General features: G+C 59.5%; 11 protein-coding genes. 3 read left to right on the forward strand and 8 right to left on the reverse strand.

Annotated features, from left to right (window positions below; genetic code table 11):
- Window positions 1–118 precede the first annotated feature (118 nt).
- The 5 genes from CIB54_RS08350 to CIB54_RS08370 all read right to left on the reverse strand — a co-directional run bounded on the left by CIB54_RS08350 (window position 119) and on the right by CIB54_RS08370 (window position 3,765).
- A complete protein-coding gene (locus CIB54_RS08350; protein ID WP_065951792.1) occupies window positions 119–523 on the reverse strand; it encodes a DMT family transporter in 405 nt (134 codons plus the stop codon).
- Window positions 520–900 carry a DMT family transporter gene (locus CIB54_RS08355; RefSeq protein WP_065951791.1) on the reverse strand — a complete coding sequence of 127 codons (381 nt, stop codon included), beginning with the start codon at window positions 898–900 and terminating at the stop codon, window positions 520–522. Before CIB54_RS08355 ends, CIB54_RS08350 begins: the two co-directional genes overlap by 4 nt.
- A complete protein-coding gene (locus CIB54_RS08360) occupies window positions 897–1,817 on the reverse strand; it encodes an arginase family protein (RefSeq protein ID WP_065951790.1) in 921 nt (306 codons plus the stop codon). Before CIB54_RS08360 ends, CIB54_RS08355 begins: the two co-directional genes overlap by 4 nt.
- 219 nt (window positions 1,818–2,036) lie before the next feature.
- The gene (locus CIB54_RS08365; protein ID WP_101219465.1) at window positions 2,037–2,690 is read right to left on the reverse strand and encodes a DsbA family oxidoreductase; all 654 of its coding nucleotides are present in this window, start codon (window positions 2,688–2,690) and stop codon (window positions 2,037–2,039) included.
- Between the two features lie 55 nt (window positions 2,691–2,745).
- Window positions 2,746–3,765, reverse strand: coding sequence for an alpha/beta fold hydrolase (locus CIB54_RS08370; protein WP_101219485.1), 1,020 nt, complete (start codon window positions 3,763–3,765; stop codon window positions 2,746–2,748).
- 178 nt (window positions 3,766–3,943) lie between these two features.
- Here CIB54_RS08370 and CIB54_RS08375 point away from each other — a divergent pair, with 178 nt between their 5' ends.
- Window positions 3,944–9,553 carry a dermonecrotic toxin domain-containing protein gene (locus CIB54_RS08375; protein ID WP_101219467.1) on the forward strand — a complete coding sequence of 1,870 codons (5,610 nt, stop codon included), beginning with the start codon at window positions 3,944–3,946 and terminating at the stop codon, window positions 9,551–9,553.
- 78 nt (window positions 9,554–9,631) lie between these two features.
- A complete protein-coding gene (gene metR / locus CIB54_RS08380; RefSeq protein WP_065951787.1) occupies window positions 9,632–10,549 on the forward strand; it encodes a transcriptional regulator MetR in 918 nt (305 codons plus the stop codon).
- A gap of 70 nt (window positions 10,550–10,619) precedes the next feature.
- Here the strand turns inward: metR and CIB54_RS08385 are convergent, their stop codons facing one another.
- Together CIB54_RS08385 and CIB54_RS08390 are read right to left on the reverse strand one after the other, a co-directional pair.
- Complete coding sequence (locus tag CIB54_RS08385; protein ID WP_101219469.1) at window positions 10,620–11,081, reverse strand: GNAT family N-acetyltransferase; 462 nt, start codon at window positions 11,079–11,081, stop codon at window positions 10,620–10,622.
- Entirely contained in the window at window positions 11,078–11,488 is a 411-nt protein-coding gene (locus CIB54_RS08390; protein WP_101219487.1) for an NUDIX hydrolase, read from the reverse strand. Before CIB54_RS08390 ends, CIB54_RS08385 begins: the two co-directional genes overlap by 4 nt.
- Before the next feature lie 265 nt (window positions 11,489–11,753).
- Here CIB54_RS08390 and CIB54_RS08395 point away from each other — a divergent pair, with 265 nt between their 5' ends.
- Window positions 11,754–15,857: a dermonecrotic toxin domain-containing protein gene (locus tag CIB54_RS08395; RefSeq protein ID WP_101219470.1), complete on the forward strand. Its 4,104-nt coding sequence runs from the start codon at window positions 11,754–11,756 to the stop codon at window positions 15,855–15,857.
- Here the strand turns inward: CIB54_RS08395 and CIB54_RS08400 are convergent, their stop codons facing one another.
- Window positions 15,858–17,171: a response regulator c-di-GMP phosphodiesterase, NosR family gene (locus CIB54_RS08400; protein ID WP_065951784.1), complete on the reverse strand. Its 1,314-nt coding sequence runs from the start codon at window positions 17,169–17,171 to the stop codon at window positions 15,858–15,860.
- Between the last annotated feature and the right edge of the window lie 25 nt (window positions 17,172–17,196).

The raw sequence follows: 17,196 nt of genomic DNA on the forward strand, positions 1-17,196 counted from the left end.
GTGGGAGGGGGCTTGCCCCCGATAGCGGTGGGTCAGTCGCACATGTACTCACTGACACGCCCTCATCGGGGGCAAGCCCCCTCCCACATTTTGAACCGAGTCTGACATACCAGACCGGTCAGTTTTCTTCTCCCTCCGCCAACAACGCAATCCCCGCCACAATCACCGCCACACCCACCCAGTGCAAAACGCTGATGTGCTCGCCCAGTCCCAGCCAGGACCCCAGCAGCACCGCCACAAACACCAGCGAACTCAATGGAAAGGCCAAAGACAAACTGCTGCGCCGCAGGATCAGCATCCACACAAAAAATGCGCCGAGATAACTGGCAATCGCCGCCAGGATCCCGGGGTTGTGCGCGACCTGCGTCAGCCACTGCCAGCTGAAATCCATCTGGCCCAATTGATCACCGGCCACTTTGGTAAACAACTGCCCGGCACTTTCAGTGGCGATCAACAGCGCCCACAGCACCAACGTGCCGAAACGCCCATGCAGCCAGCCCGTATCGAGGGTTTGCGTACTCATGCCTGGCCTCCCGCAATCGCCACCAACATCACGCCCAGGGTAATCACCAGCGTGCCCAGCCAACGCCGTCGGCTGACGGTTTCCTTGAGCACTACCCGGCCCGCCAGCACCACCAGGCAATAGGCCAACGCCGCCAGCGGAAACAGCAGGCTCAACGGCGCACGGGACAAAGCTTCGAGCCAGACGAAAAACTCGATCACATAGGCCCCGACGCCGGCCCAGAGCAGCGGCGCATTGAACACCTGGCCCCAGAACGCACGCAGACGAAAGCCGCCATCGAGTTGCGGTAGACGGTCCACACCCAGCTTGAAACACAACTGGCCAATCACATCGAGCACAATGGAAAACGCCAGCAACAGCACCACGGTCAGGGTCACGGGAACAGCTCCTCAAACAGGTCGATCAGGGCTTCATTGGTCGCCGCATTGCGCTGCAAATCCTGCGCGCTCCAACGCTCGGGCGGTGGCTGGTCGGACTTGGCCTCCCAGCGCTTGAAGGCGTTGCTGAAGGCTGGCGCCGCAAACTCGCCGCACACGTCGATGCCAATGATGCGTTTATGCGCCGCCAACGCCCGCAGGGCCTGGAGCAAGTGGCTCAGGCGCATGCCACCCTGGTCCCAGTTGGTGGCGGCGTCTTCGCTGGCCAGCACGTCTTTGTCGAGGGTGATCCAGATCGCTTCGGTAGGCAGGCTGGCGATCATCTGGTCGAGGAAGGCTGCCCAGTCCAGCTCCGCCAGGTTGCGCCAGTGCAGGTGGTTTTCCTGCTGCTGGTGACCGGCACCGTCGCCAACCCGGCCCCAGACTTTCGACGGCGGGTGCTGCCAGGGAAACAACTGCAAGTGCCCGCGCTTGAGAGCGCCAAGGTTACCGCCGCGCAGTTGCGGGTTATGCAGGTCATCGCTGCACGGGCCGAGGGTGACGATGCGTTTGATCGCCGGCATCTTCAGCGCACGGTTGACCCACGAACCACAGTGACGCTTGGGCGCAAAGCGCACCCAGTCGGGGTGGTTGTCGAAGTGGATAAGGCTGACGGGCTCCTTCAGGTCGGCCAGGAACGCCGGCGTGAGGTGGTGATAGTCGCCGGAGCCGACGAACAGGATCTCAGGGCGCGCATCGCTGGGCCGTGGCCGCTGGGCCAGGCGCTCGACGAAACGTTTCCAGGTTTTTTCGGTGGACCACAGGCGCAGTTTCGGGCCCAGGTCCAGCAGATCGAGGCGTGTTGCCCGGCCGCTGGCCAACCGCCGGGCAATCGGCGCCTGACCGGTGAGGCTGTGGTCGAGGTCAAGAATATTCAAGGTAATGTTTCACCCCTAATGGCAGCGCCCAGCCGCAGGCCGGATGGGCTTTAAGGGGTCAATGCAAGGGATGGGCCAGCGAGACATTCAAACCTGCACAGATCAAAAAATATGGGAGGGGGCTTGCCCCCGATTACGGTGTGTCAGCAACCAATCCGTTGGCTGACATACTGCTATCGGGGGCAAGCCCCCTCCCACATTTGGATCTTTGCCTGGCGGTTACTTCCTGGCTTCTTCGATGATCTGGCGAATCGCGCCAACGAAGGCTTCGGCCGGCTGACCACCGCTGACCGCATACTGGTCGTTGAACACGATGGTCGGCACCGAGGTCACGCCGCGGGTGATCCACAATTTCTCCTGTTCGCGCACCTCGGCGGCATATTCATCAGAGGCAAGAATCTGGGCGGCGCGCTTGAGGTCCAGGCCGACGCTTTCGGCAATGATCGCCAGGGTCGCGTGGTCGGAAGGGTCCTGGCCGTCGGTGAAGTAGGCCTTGAACAGCGCTTCCTTGAGGTTGTACTGCAAACCTTCCAACCCGGCCCAATGCAGCAGACGGTGCGCATCGAAGGTATTGTAGATGCGGCTCTGGCCGTCGGTGCGAAAGGCAAAGCCCAACGCCGCGCCCATGTCACGGATACGCGCGCGATTGGCCTGGGACTCTTCGGCGCTGGAGCCGTATTTTTCAGTGATGTGCTCAACGATGTTCTGCCCTTCAGGGGGCATCTTCGGGTTCAGCTCGAACGGCTGGAAATGAATCTCGGCCTGCACGTCGGCGCCAAGCTGGTCGAGGGCTTCGGTCAGGCCGCGCAAGCCGATGATGCACCAGGGGCAGGACACGTCGCTGATGAAATCGATTTTCAGGGCAGTACTCATGGTGGGCAACCTCGCTGGCATTCATGCGCTGCAAAAGCCACACGATACACCACCTTTACAACAGCTTCGAAGGCGCACCCACGTCAACCCGCGCCCAGTGCGCCGCATCATCGCGATGGGCTTGCAGGTAAGGCAGCACCGCCGCCAGCAGGGGCGCCTTGAATACTTCCTGAAATCGGTGGGCCAGGCCCGGAATCAACTTCAACCGGCTACCCCGGATATGCGCAGCCAAATGAACGCCATGCATCACCGGCAATAGCGGGTCGGCGGTGCCGTGCACCACCAGGGTCGGCACGCGCAGTTGGTTGAGCAACGGCACGCGGCTCGGTTCGGCGAGGATCGCCATGATCTGGCGCTTGACGCCTTCGGGGTTGAAGGCGCGGTCATAGGACTGTGCGGCCTGGCGCAAGAGGGCCTGGCGATCATCCTTCACATCCGGGCTGCCCAGTGCCGCAAGCAAATCCGCCTGTTGTTCAAGCGCCACCTCACGATTCGGCGCACTGCGTCGCGACAATAACTGCACCAGCGCAGCGTTCGGGGCGGGCAAGCCTTCGGCGCCGGAACTGGTCATGATCAGCGTGAGGCTTTCCACCCGCTGCGGCGCCATCGCCGCCAGATGCTGGGCGATCATGCCGCCCATGCTCGCGCCCAGTACGTGAAATTGGCGAACCTGCAGCGCATCCATCAAGCCCAGGGCGTCGTCGGCCATATCCGTCAACGTATAGGGCGCCGCCACCGGCAGGCCGAGCTTGTAGCGCAGCACTTCAAAGGTCAGGTTGGCGCTGGCCGGAGCCTGGCGCCAAGTGGACAGGCCCACGTCACGGTTGTCATAGCGGATGACCCGAAACCCTTGTTCGCACAGGGCCACGACCACTTCATCCGGCCAGTGGATCAATTGCCCGCCCAACCCCATCACCAGCAGCAAGGCCGGGTCGGAGGTACGGCCGATACTCTGGTAGGCGATGCTCACCTGCTCCAGGTCGACCGTTTGGGTCGGAACATTGACATCACATCGAGACGCCGCAAAAGACGGCAGGCCGAATAAGAGAGCGGCCAGTAAAAACAACACGCGCATGAAAAACACCAACACACAGAACCCCAGTGGAGCGCGAGTTTGATGAAGTTTGTTCAAGCGTGCTGCCACGGTTGCATGACAGTTTGATGAAGGCCGCTCAACGGTCGTCCGATAGTTATATCCCACCACCGGTTATGGCGATCGCTCTCTAATCGTTTTTTATGAATGAGCCGCCATCATGACCGACACCCCAGACGTCAATCTGAACGACTTCGGAGTATCACGCCTGCTACCGCCCGCGAATACTGACGAAAACCTGCTGCTGGACGCCACACAGCGCTGGCAAGACTGCTGCAAGGATATGCGCGAACTGATGGCCGGCACGCCATCGGTGCGCACGGTGATCAACCAGATGCTCCAGCAGCAGTTACAACTGGACGGTGAGCGCACCGGCCTGAAGTTCCTGGCCACCCAAACGCGGGGATCAAGCCTCCTCTCCATAAACGAAGCCTGTCTTTACATGCAACAGCACCCCTCGCTGGATACGACCCAAGTGCCCGAGGGGGCACTCATCTACCTACCGGCCAACCACCGGCTTTCAGGGTACACGGTGCCCATGGTGCTGGATGAACTCAAAGGGCTGGACCTGGAGCAGGCAATCAAGGATGCCTGGACCCGGCACTTTTTGAACAACCGCGCGCCCAACCAACCTGTGTCATGTCGTACAAGGGCCACCGCGCTGTACAAGATCCACTTCGAGGCCTCTGGCGAAGCGCTGTTGGCCCAAGGTGCAATCAGCGCCGCGGCGCTCAACCCAATGTTTGCCATTATCGATCCCCTGCTGGCAGAGCCAGGGGCCGAAAAGATCTGCACCGAACACATCGTGCTCAAGCGCCCCACTGCCGACGCTCTGATCCTGCCGGGAGCATGGGTGTTAACCCTCGATACCGATCAGCCGGTCAGCCAGTTGTTGTACTTGCCCGCCCATCAACCGGCTTGGCGCACGTTCGCCAAGCGCACGGACATGGAACGCTGGTTGATCGATCATCAACAGGTCTTGTTTTCGACCTCGACCCCCGATCCCCTGGCCACCATTGACTACCGCCTCAAAACCAACCCCCTGGAAAGCGGTATCAGCCATTGGCTCAATCTATTGGCCGATGCCCAATACCGCGAAGCGATCAAGCCTGTCCCGGGTATCGAAATCGATAATGCCAACCTGGCGCGACTGCCCATCGAAGCGTTTGACAAACAGCGCCAGAGCCAATCGCTGTTTGCCCCGGCGCCTGAACCGCCGACACCCTCGCCCCTCGAGGAGGGCACGCTTGCGCAGTTCGGCCTGCTCTACCCCGGCCTGCCATTGAGCCAACGCCAGGCCCGAGTGCTGCAACAACGTACCGCCCTGGACACCCTGCTGGGCGAAGGTACGCCTGCAGCCGAACGGGACACGCGCCTGCAGCAATTCAAGCAGCAACTCGATGAGTTGCGAGTACAACAGCACGCGTCAGGCACCGCGGCACGCCTCATGCTGGAAAGACGCCCCTGCGACTTAGCGACCCTCAATACCCAATTTACCGCGCTTTACAATGCGCGCGTGGCGGGGCTGAGAATCGAAGCACAGATTCAGCGGGCGCTGCACCAGATCAGCGCCGATGAACTGAAACTGCTGGAGGTCATCCTTGATTCGCCCGTGGCCGCAGACCGCCTCGTAGAAGTAGCGGCCTGTTCGATGACCCTCTCGGTCACCCACCAAACCAATGCCACAAAAAAAATCACTGAGAGCGAGCTCAAAGGGCCGTTGGTGTTCACCGCCGCAACGGCCTTGAAATCGCCTGCGACAACCGCCGCCAGTTACATGGTTTACTGGCCGGGCACCGGGGGAGCCCTGCAACGCTTTACCTCCCGCCAGGCATTGGAAGAGGCCTTGTTCAAAATCACCCCCCAGGACGACCAGCTTGCCTTGGTGCTCAAGGAGCTGACCGGCAATCCTTTTGAGCACAGCCTCAGCCTTCAGCAAGTCTATTTCGAGGAACGCGCTGCGCAGTTGCGCTCGACCTATGCCACCCCCGACGATGCCGACAAACTGGCCGAATGCCTGCAAAAATTACGCGAAGAAACCCTCGACAACCTCCGGGTGCCCGAACACAGCGCCCGCGAAGCGGCCTATCTGGAGATCGTGGAACAGCACAACAGCGGCCACCTGGCGCAAAAACTGCCGACCTGGCTGGTCACCCAAACAGAAGAACAACGGGAGAGCCTCAACGCTCGGCTCAAGGCATACATTCCGGCGCTCGTTCGGGCCCAGGCCCTGCTCGTTCAATCCCTGCCGCCACGTGATGAATTCGTCAGGCTCACAATCGATTCACGCGTGCGCAAAGACTTCTCGATCACCCAGGGTTTCAGCCTGCAACTGGATCTGCCTGATTCGACAAGAGATATCCAAGACCCCGTAACCGGCGGCAGCGGCGTGGGCGCAACCGCAGTCAAAGTAACCACCGCACCCAGCCTGAAGCGCAGCAAGATGTCCCTTGATGAACTGGCCTTGAAGAACATCGACAGTAGCCTGGGCAAGCGGCTGCACTACATGACCCTGGACGTGACGGCTGACGATACCGCCGAGCTCAACAGGCTCAAGGCAGGCATCAACGGTGCCTACCTGGTCAAGATGGTCAGCGACCTCAACCTGGCCAAAGCCTACGAAACGCGAATCTACCAAGCCTTCAGAGGCACCTCCCAGGAGTCGACGTTCCAACGGGACTACCGCCGCGAATGCCTGACCGAACCGCTGCGCCTGATGCTCCAGATTCAGGGCCAGATGGCGTTCATGCAAGGCCATATCAACGCCGACGATCTGCGGGTATGGACCACCGCGATCCACGCCGATACGCACAACGCGTGGCAAGTCGGTACCCAACGTATTGCCCTGCTGCCGGCGACCCTGGTCGACGACAGCGACAATAATCGCTATGGCACGGTCACCCTTTCAGGCATCAGTTTCATTCAGGAAAAAACCTCCGGGGTCACGTTACTTTACTTGCCCGATGCGCCAGACGAACGATGCCTGCGACGCTTCGACAGCCTGGAACAGGCGCGCAAAAAACTGTTCGATCTATGCAATCTCGACACCATGGTCAAGTACGTGGCAAGCCGTGCATTGACCGCAGAGGTCCAGTCTCACATCAACCGCATCGACCAGGCCATGGTCAAAAGCTACGACGCGGTCATCGGTGTCGGCTTCCCTTGGCCGGTCACTACCTCACTGGCAGCCCATCAGCTGGATACGCACATGGGCCGTCTGATTGAAGGCAATCGAAATGACGCCCGTTCCAATGAGGACCTGGCAGACGCGAAATACGCGCTCAAAACGGGCGTTTTGCTCAACGGCATCAAAATCGCGCTGGGTTTTATTCCGCTGATCGGCACTGCGGTCTCCCTGGCCGATGCCGTCACCAGCCTGTATGCGGCCGTCGATGCCTTCAGGAAGGACGACGTGCACCACGGCATTGAGCAACTGGCCTCGGTGTTCGAAAGCCTGGTGTATGCGGGCATGGACGCCGCGACGTTTGCAGCCCTGCCCCCCGCCCGCCCCTCCACCGCCAGCACGCTGACTCGCCAGCACCAGGCCAGATACACAGGGCGCCCTGCCTTCTGGCGCAACCTGAAAACACGTGAGGTGAAGAGAACCACCGCCCATCGTTTCGCGGGCTACGAATTCGATCAACCCCTCGAACTCGGTAGCCTGCAAGCGGTGCAGACCGGTCCTTATCGCCATACGCTACGGCATACTTCCGGCGAGCATTTCATCGCAGACGGTGGACGTTACTTCAAGGTTAGGTTTGAACCGACGGCCCATGAAATGCGGCTGGTCGCCAAGGCAAAACTCTACTCGCCGGTCATTGCTTTTGACGAAGCGCAGCAGTGGAACACTTACTCGGCATTGCATGGCGGCCATCTCACCGGGTATGGCGGCGGCAGCAGGCGCGGACAGGGGACATCGCGTGCGGGCTCGAGCGTGCCACCGGCTGTCAATCGACAACTTCCTCAAGCAGCGCTTGAGGTCCACATGCAGCGCCTTGAACTCAATAGGTCGCTGATAAGGCGATACAACGAGCTAGTCGATCAGATAGCACAGAGCGACATAAAACTGAAAAAACACTTGGACGACTATCCAGACGCGAACGTGGTGTCTGCTCAAAAGACCAACGACAGCAGAGCACTGGATATCGCCCTGACCAAGGACATTGAAGACGCAACGAACATGCACACCTCGTTCGAAGATGCCAGGCAGAAGCAAATCCGCTTACCCGAATTCGACATTCCCCAGGAACTGAGTAAAACAGCGCAAATCGTTTCAGATCGGTTGAACCGCCTACTCGAACACGCCAATAACCGCTTACTGGCCTTGACTGAGCGAGCAATCGCGATCACTCAAGAACTCAATAGCGCGTCGCTTGGGCATGGTCGGCGCAAAGCCCTGACCCTTGAAATCAGACAGTGCCGTCTCGACCTGCTCGATGAACTGAAACGGGTAGAGGCCTTTAAAAAGGAAATGAACACGTGGACCAAACGCATAACCGTCAAAAGCAAGCGTACGGAGTTGGCAACCTATCTGGATGAGTGGAAAAAAAAATTCACCGATCTTCGCATCGCCTCCATAAGAAGCGGCAACCTTTTACAAGCCCTTACGCCTGAGCCGACAGTCAGGAGCATTGACTGGGTCTATCTGGAGACCGCGGTGCAAACCGCCAGAAAAAGATTCGATCGTGCCTCGACCACACACATGACCCTCCGCGAGGTGGGTCTCGACGTGGTAGAACGCAACCGGGTACTGCAAAACTGCATCGAGGTCTACCAAGAGCTTTCCCTTGACCTGATCACCTGGCAGGAGAGGTCACCCAGTCATTTCGACCAACGTTTCCTCTCGCTCCTGCAAGACGACCTCAGGAGCCTGATTAAAAAAGCTCAGCGAGCCATGCCCGCCTCCGAACGCAGGCGCACCGATACTCGGAAGGTCTTTGAAACCGAAGATGGGCAACTATTGATCGGCACCGAAATACCCGCAGGGCAACAGTCGCCAAGACAATTCATGACCCAGGACGCCGATGGGGCGACTATTGAGGTATGGGATAAAATCGGCGATGGCGAGACCTTTCGCTTGAACCCGACCCATAGCGGCTCGGTGGCCGCCTCACCGAAGCTGCCGACTGACGTCAAGGTCATCGTAGCGGAAGCCTCTGCCCGGCTGGATGCGGTGGATGCCGTCGAAAACAAAGTCCGGGGCTACAAAACCATGGAGCCGGTCAACCTCGAACATATGCTGGTCAGTGAAGCCAAAGGCCTCAGGACCCGGGCCAGGACCGTGCAAGGCCTGGAGGCCGACAACCCGATCGTCGAAAAACTGCGAAACCGGGCCAGTGCACTTGAGCAGTCAGGGCAAGCCCTGCGGATCCAGCGCAGCCTGGAAAGCAATACGCCGACCGAGGGCTACCTGGATTACCTGATTCAAAAAGGTCGAGTGGTGATTCGAAAGAAAGGCACACGCCAAAAGCTCAGAGACAAACGTCCTGACGGACAAGACGACTATCTGCAGGAGTATGAGGTTTACAGCACGACCAAGCAGGGAAAGGCCGACAAACTGATCTGGTACGCGCACTTTCACTACGTGACACCGCGATCCCCGTTCGGCAGCTTTGAGAAGGCGCACATAAAGCGCTACGACCAACAATACCTGGGCATGAAGTGGCGAGCAGCCCAGGCGGGCGCCGGAGCCACCTTCGCGGACGTTGAAATCTGGCGCGGCAATATCGACAAACCCCTTGCCAGGCAACACTTCGAGGCACTGGAATAAGTTGAATGGCCTGGCGGGCAACATGAATAGTGCTCAATGCCTTATCATTAAGCACAAATTTTATTCATGGAGGCCGCCGTGCTGGAAATCCGCCACCTCAAAACCCTGCACGCCCTGCGCGAAGCCGACAGCCTGGTGGAAGCCGCCGAACGCCTGCACCTGACGCAGTCGGCGCTGTCCCATCAGTTCAAGGAACTGGAAGAACGCCTGGGCATGCCGCTGTTCGTGCGCAAGACCAAGCCGCTGCGCTTCACCAGCGCCGGCCTGCGCCTGCTGCAATTGGCCGACGCCACCCTGCCCTTGCTGCGCGGCGCCGAGCGAGACATCGCACGCCTGGCCGGCGGCACCGCCGGGCGGCTGCACATGGCCATCGAATGCCACAGTTGCTTCCAATGGCTGATGCCGACCATCGACCAGTTCCGCGATGCCTGGCCGGAAGTGGAGCTGGACCTGGCCTCGGGCTTCGCCTTCGCCCCACTGCCGGCCCTGGCCCGTGGCGACCTGGACCTGGTGGTGACCTCCGACCCCCTGGAGTTGCCGGGCATCACCTATGTGCCGCTGTTTACCTATGAAGCCATGCTGGCGGTGGCCAACCAGCACGCGCTGGCGCACAAGTCGTACATCGTTGCGCAAGACCTGCTGACTGAAACCCTGATCACCTACCCGGTGGAGCGCGACCGCCTGGACATCTTCACCCGCTTCCTGGAGCCCGCCGATGTGGAACCGGCCCAGGTACGCACCTCGGAACTGACGGTGATGATGATGCAATTGGTGGCCAGCGGCCGTGGCGTGTGCGGCATGCCGCATTGGGCACTGCATGAATACAGCTCACGCGGGTATGTGAAGGCCAAGCGGTTGGGCGAGAAAGGTTTGTTTGCAACGCTGTATGCGGGGATTCGGGCGGACATGCTGGATGCGCCGTACATGCGCGACTTTTTGCTGACGGCCAAGGACACGTCGTTTTCCACCCTGGATGGGGTCAGTGCAGTGCGCTAAGCGCCGCAGGCAACCCTGTGGGAGGTCACTGATCCGCCAATTCCCGCCACAGGTGGATCTTGTCGAAATACTAGTCACCTACCCGCACGGCCAACGGCTCCAGGCCGTACTGAATGAAACCGCAGCGCTGGTAAAGCGCCAACGCTGCATCGTTGCCGGCAGTCACCGTCAGTTGGATCAACGTCAGGCGCGGATGCCGGCAGGCTTCTGCCAGCGCCGCCTCTACCAGTTGCCGGCCCAAGCCTCTTTGCTGGTGAGCCTGGGTCACGTACATACCGAACAAGGTCACCTTGTGCCGCGCCTTTTCCCGAGGTTCGAACGCCAAGCCGACAATACCCGCCAGTTGATCGCCCTCGAAGGCGCCAAGCAGCCGATCCAGTGGGCTGTCGAGGCGCTTCTGCCACCAGTTCAACGGCATCGCTGCGCGTTCGGCCACGCTGGAGGTGAACGCCTGGGGATAAGCGCCGTACGCCTGGAGCATCAACGCGCGATAGGCTTGCGCATCGCTGCTGAGCAACTGGCGGATCATCATGCGCTCGCCAGCGAATCGCGATAGAACGGCAGGATGAAGTCACGCGTCAACGGTGCCAGATGCAAGCCACCGTCGCTCATCGGATCGATCCAGCGCACCTCTTCAATCTCCGCAGCGGGGAAGACGGCTGCGTCGATTGTCACCTGGAACAACTCGGCCTGTACGGTAAAGCCCGGCTCGTTGGCGGCAGGCGCCGAGAATTGGCCGAGATACACCGCGTGCGTTGGATCGATACGCAGGTTCAGTTCTTCCTGCAATTCACGGGACAACGCTTCGATGGGTTGTTCGCCAGCGTCAACTTTGCCGCCAGGCTGCATGAAGGCCTGAGTACCGCGCTTGCGCACCAGCAGGGTTTGACCGTCGCGGCCGATCAACAGGGCCGCAGCAATGCGAATTGTCATGGACATGAAATAAACGCCTCGGATTGAAAAAAACACCAGGATCATACACATCCCAGGCGCTGGCAACGGGCTTGCGCTGAGTCACATACAAGTACCACTCAAGCCAATACCGGCGCCCCCACACTCACCAACTCCTATTCAGCCGGCGTGCTGCACCTGTGGTGCACCATGCCCCCGTTATAAGAGTCGACCCATGCATACTTCATTGCCTCCCCCCATGAATCCACAGGCTGATGACCCGCAACCCCTCCAGGGCGGGAGCACTTCTTCGATGTCCTTGCAGCCCATGACGCTACCCGTGGAGGTGCCTGCTTCGCTAGCGCTGGACAAACAGCAGGCACACCTGATCAGGGAGCTTGACAAGCTCAGCGCCCAAACCGACCAACTGCTGCAGCAACAGCCGAGCCTGGGCAGCGTGTACCAGGAGCAATTGGCCGGGATCTTTCCCGACGTGCATCGGCCCATCAATCCAAACCAGATTTTCTACAGTCGATACAGGGAGGACACGCAGGGGCAAACGCAACTTGTGTCCTGTGAAACACTGGGCAAGCTCCTGAAAACCTTGCGTGCGCCCAACGCAGAGGCCTACCTGACCCAGGAGACCGGCGCGTTCTTCCGCGAATGCAACACGCTGGAAACGGACAAACGCCTCGCTTCAGTCGGCTCGACTGCAACCCTGGCCGCCGCATTGGAATTAGCGACAACCGTAAGCCTGAATGCATTCTGGAGGACAGGACAGGGTGCGCAACCCAACCGGGAGGAGCAACTGGTCGCACTGCGCCGACAGGTGCTGGCCCATCAATTGGCATTGAGCTCAGTTGACGGCACGTTGTCGGCCAATGGGCGGACGCTGGCGGACAACGTGCTCAAGTACCCAAGTGCTGCGGCACGGGAACGGGCGTTTACCGTCGACAACAGGCCCGCGGTGTATCGACTGGCATTGGAGGATGGCAGTGAATTCGCCGGCGCCTTCATCCTGAGTCCCTCGATCAAGACGCCTGTGTCGGGCAGCGTGATGCTTTATAGCCCGAGCACGGGGTTTGAGGAACATGCCAGCCTGGCGCGCTTGAACGAAACCGTCGCGGCCCGTGTACAGGACGGCGGATCGGCAGGCAAGCTCCTGATCGCAAGCCTGCCGACGGCAGCACGCACAGCACTGAGCGGCTTGCCCGTGCTTACAGGCAACCCGACGCAGATAACCGCTGACGTGATCGCAGACAGTGTCCGCTCAGTACGGATTCGGCAGTTTTTTTCCATTCGCGAGGCGATGCGCAAGGAGACTTTGCCATCGGCAGCCGAACTCGACCTGGCCGCGGACCTGGCACCGCAATTGGATATCGCAGAGGCCTTTGTGGCCCGCAGCCTGCACCTGCTGGCAGCCGAACCTGCGTGGTTGAAAACCGCCGATTCGCAAGATCAGGTCCGGTACAGGCAACTGGAAAAAGAGCTGATTGACAGCCATGCGGCGCTCACGCCGTTTCTTGAGAAGATCTTGACGCTGGAAGCGTTCTCTCGGATAGAAACCGACAAGGTGCTCAAAACCCAGAAGCCGACCTATGCCAACGTGGATATTGCCCCTTACAGAAGCCTGGTCCACCTGCGTGTGTCAACCACCTCCCGGTCAGCCCAGGTGACCGGGTATCGTGACGAGGAAAGCGCCACGGTCTATATCAGCGAAGATCGCAAAATCAACATCCCGCAGTTTCTGCCGGGCAAAAAACTGACGTGGGGCACCTGGCGTACCCAGGTCGTCGTGGATCTGCGAACCCTGGGAAGTTATGCCCAACGTAACGTCGACCCTTGGTCGGTGCATGAGGTACACAGAACGATCCACGCCACCGCGAACATTATCGACACGGCCGGAAAACTGCGGGGCAAACTCAGCAATGACGATTTGCACGCGCTCGCCCAGGAGGCCGACATTGGCCAGAAATACGATGCCTATCTGAGGTCAACCTTCTCGCAGGGCGGCGAGGCAAGCACCTTCGCAACAGCCTGGCAGCGCGCCAACGCGGCAAAAATGAACAAGGATGCCCTGGAGAGCCGTCTCAACCCTGACGCCGCCAAACTGTTTATATTCCAAACACCCGGCAGTGGGCTTGACTGGATAAAGGCAATCACGGAGCACCCCGACTCAACCACCCGCCCCCGGGTCAGTGAGCGCGAGATAGAGGTCAACCTACTGGTGCTGGGCGCCGCGCAGGCAAGAGGTCAAGGGGGGCAGGTCATCCATCACGTCCTGGTCATTCATCGAAAAGACACCAAGCCTGACGGAGTCAGTGTGCTGTATACCCCGGATGCTCCAGATGGCGTGCCCTTCAGAGAGTTGGTCAACGGGTTGGTGGAGCTGGACACGCTCAAAGCAAAACCTGAATGGCAGGCCTATTTCATCCCGCGCATGGCGACCAAAGACACAAAAGAGATGACGCGGATTTTCAACGATACCCGCGGTGTGCACCGTTATACCTTGACGCCGGTCACCGGCAATTTGCATGCGTACCTGTATTCGGCGCAACTGGGGTTTCAACTTGCGCACGCCGATCACCGTTCACGGAGTAATGCGCAGATTTTCCGCGAATCGGCAGTGAACGCCTTTATGTTTGGGGTCGAAGTCGCCGATTTCCTGCTCGGCGTGATACCCGGCAAGACCACCCTGGCGCTTTTGCGCCGCAGCATCAACCGAGGGTTGAACCTGGCCCATCAGCTGAAGCGCCGGATCCCGGGGCTTGTCAAAAAAATCGATGCGGGTCAAAAACCCAACATCGCACTATCAGAGGCTTCAATCCGACCGTTGGAACCGGCCTGGCTCAATGTCGAACCGTATCGACTGCCGAATCAGCTTGACGCATTCTTTGACGTAGGAGCGTTTGCCAAAAGCAACAATTATCTGCGTAGGCACTCAACAGGCAGCGCACCGTACTTTCTTGATAAGTACAACAACCAATTTATCGCAATGCGTGATGAAGCCGGCCACTATCACCTGTATCAGTCCTATGTAGAGGACAACGTACGCTATGTGAAAGATCCAGCCGGCAACAGAATGGACTTTATGGTCGTACCGGGCGACGAGAGAGGCTGGAAGCCGCGTTTCGAGAAAAACACGTGGGGCGGAGGTTCTATTCTGGGCTCCCTGCGTCCTCTGACGCCTGAACAGCAGGTGGATGCGGACCTGATCGCGGCCATGCGGCTTTTCGCAACGGAAGGGGAAATGCGGGATTTCGAGCGCGTCATAGAACAAACCGGCGACTCCCAGAAACTCGATTTGATCACTCGCGCCCGACAACAACTCGGCGCCCTGGATGAAGCTGAATTTCGCCGCTGGCTATCGAACCAGAGAAGCTTGAGCCAAGCCAATCAACAGAAATTACGCAGTACCCTGTTGAACCTGCGGTTCGAGCTGACCACGCTTGAACATATCCACCTGTCGACACACGCATTTGCGCGACCTCTGTCTGCGCTGGACAAGGAGGAGTTGTTTAAAAGAGTCAAAAGGCTCATTGGCAAAAACGATAACTTCGACAAACAGATCAGAACATCGATTGCCGTTGCCGACCCCGATACAGGCGCACAATTTGTAGGGTACGCCATCACGAACAAACACCAGACGGCGATGAATAAGTTCTCGGCAAAATATGAACTTCCTACCTGGCAAGACGCTGCGCTCTCAGCGTTTGCAAACCACCCCGATCGCCGCACACGCATTCATGAACTCGCCTCGACTCTGGGCGTTACCCCCCAAGAGGCAGCGCACCGATTCTTCTTGCTGCCTGAGACGCAAGAAACCCTGAATGCATTCCTGACGGATACCTTCAAGGCAAAAATCGCCAAACTTAACGTCGCCTCCTTTTCAGAAGATTTCAAAAAATCCGGTATTCCCTATATCGCCCTATCCCGAGGCCAGCCTGGTGCAGACGCGGGCTTAGCCATGGTGGACAGTCGAGACGTCACAGCATTCGAAAATATCCTGCCCAAGTTTTCAACACCCCTGGAGTTTGAAGTCCCCCGCGCTCAAACCCATAGGGTTGAAAGGCCAGTGCCAGCGCTGCCTGGCGTTGCGCAAGTGCCGCCCACTCGCGATCCGCTCATCAACCTCGTGAAACTGGATGACCTGGCGCAAACCCAGAAAAAACTCCTGCCCGCCCCTGCCACGGCCAAACTTGAGGAAATCACCCAGGATATCCAAGCCGGCCGCCTCAGCCGCAAGCGAATAGGCAACTACACCTATGTCGATTTACCCCAGGTACAGGCCGGCTCGGGCCGTAGTCCTTGGCGCGTGGCAATTGAACGGAACGGCAAAGAAGGTGGCAAAGATGTCTACTTCATCAGGGGCATCTTTGATTACCACGGCAGCAAGCACGTAGCCTGGGGCGTCTAGCTACGCGCTGGGCGGCACCTCGTCGGGCGTCTTGATAAATACAGTGTACTTGGCGCCCTCCATGGTCTCGAACGCGATCAGCTTGTCCACCAGCGGCAGGTTCAGCACCTTGCCGGCATTGAGCAATAACATGCCGTTGTCGGCATTGAGGTTGCGCGCCAGCACCATACCGTCCTCCAGCTCGCGGGTGGTGAGGGCTTTGACCGTAGGATCACCCAGGGTCACATCGCTGAGAAAGGTGGCGCAGGCCTGCACGAAATCCTCCACCAGCTCCGGGTCATACAGGCGCCCGGCGTACTTGCGGATATACAGCAGCGCTTCGTCGCTGTTCAGGTGCCGTTCCAGGATCAGGCCCTTCTGCAATTCGATGAAATCCACCGCCAGCTTCAACAACCGCGAACCGGGCGGGATCGCGTCGCCCTTGAGGTGGTCGGGAAACCCCGAGCCGTCCCAACGCTCCTGGTGATGACGAATGATGCGCGCCGCGTCCTTCATCGGCTCCAGGGTCATCAACAACGACTCGCTCTGGGTCGGGTATTCGCGATACAGGCCGCGGTCGGTGCTGTGCAGCTTGTCCGATGGCGCAAGCATCATGCTGTCGTTCCAGCTCAGTTTGCCGATGTTGTACAGCGCGGCGGCCATGGTCAGGTCGCGGGTGCTGGCTTCATCGATGGACTGGGCGGCGCAGTACACGCGGATCAATTCGATCAACGCGCGGTTGGTCTGCTTGTCTTTGGGCAGGCGCAGGTTGGCCAGCAGGGAAAACACTTCGGTACCGGTCACGTAGCTGCGCTTGAGCTCGTCGTAGGCCAGGTCGAGCATGTCGGCGGTCTGTTGCAATTCGGCGGTGCGCGCCGTCACGCGCTTTTCCAGCGTGGCGTTTAGCGCCTTGAGCTGGTCGTTCTGCGCATGGGTGAGACGCTCGAGCCGCTGGTGTTCGAGGGTTTGCTGCAGGATCAACTGCAACTCTTCATCATTCCAGGGTTTGCTGATATAGCGGTGAATCTGGCCGTCGTTGATCGCCTTGACGATGGTGGTCAAGTCGGCATAACCGGTGAGCAGAATGCGGCGGGCGCCCGGGTACAGACGGTGGACCTCGGCCAACAGTGTGGCCCCGTCCATGCCGGGCATGCGCGCATCGCTCATCACCAGGTCGATGGGCCGGGTTGCCATGATCTCCAGCGCCTGGGCGCCGCTGGTGGCCAGCACGACGTCGTAGGGTTGGCTGCGCAACAGGCGGCGCAGGCTGTTGAGGATCGACTCTTCATCGTCGACCAGCAGAACGGCGGGCTTGGTAGCGAGTGGTTCATCCATGGCGACTCTGCCTTCAAATTAAATC

The organism is Pseudomonas fluorescens (genome assembly GCF_002837185.1).
GTDB lineage: Bacteria > Pseudomonadota > Gammaproteobacteria > Pseudomonadales > Pseudomonadaceae > Aquipseudomonas > Aquipseudomonas fluorescens_AM.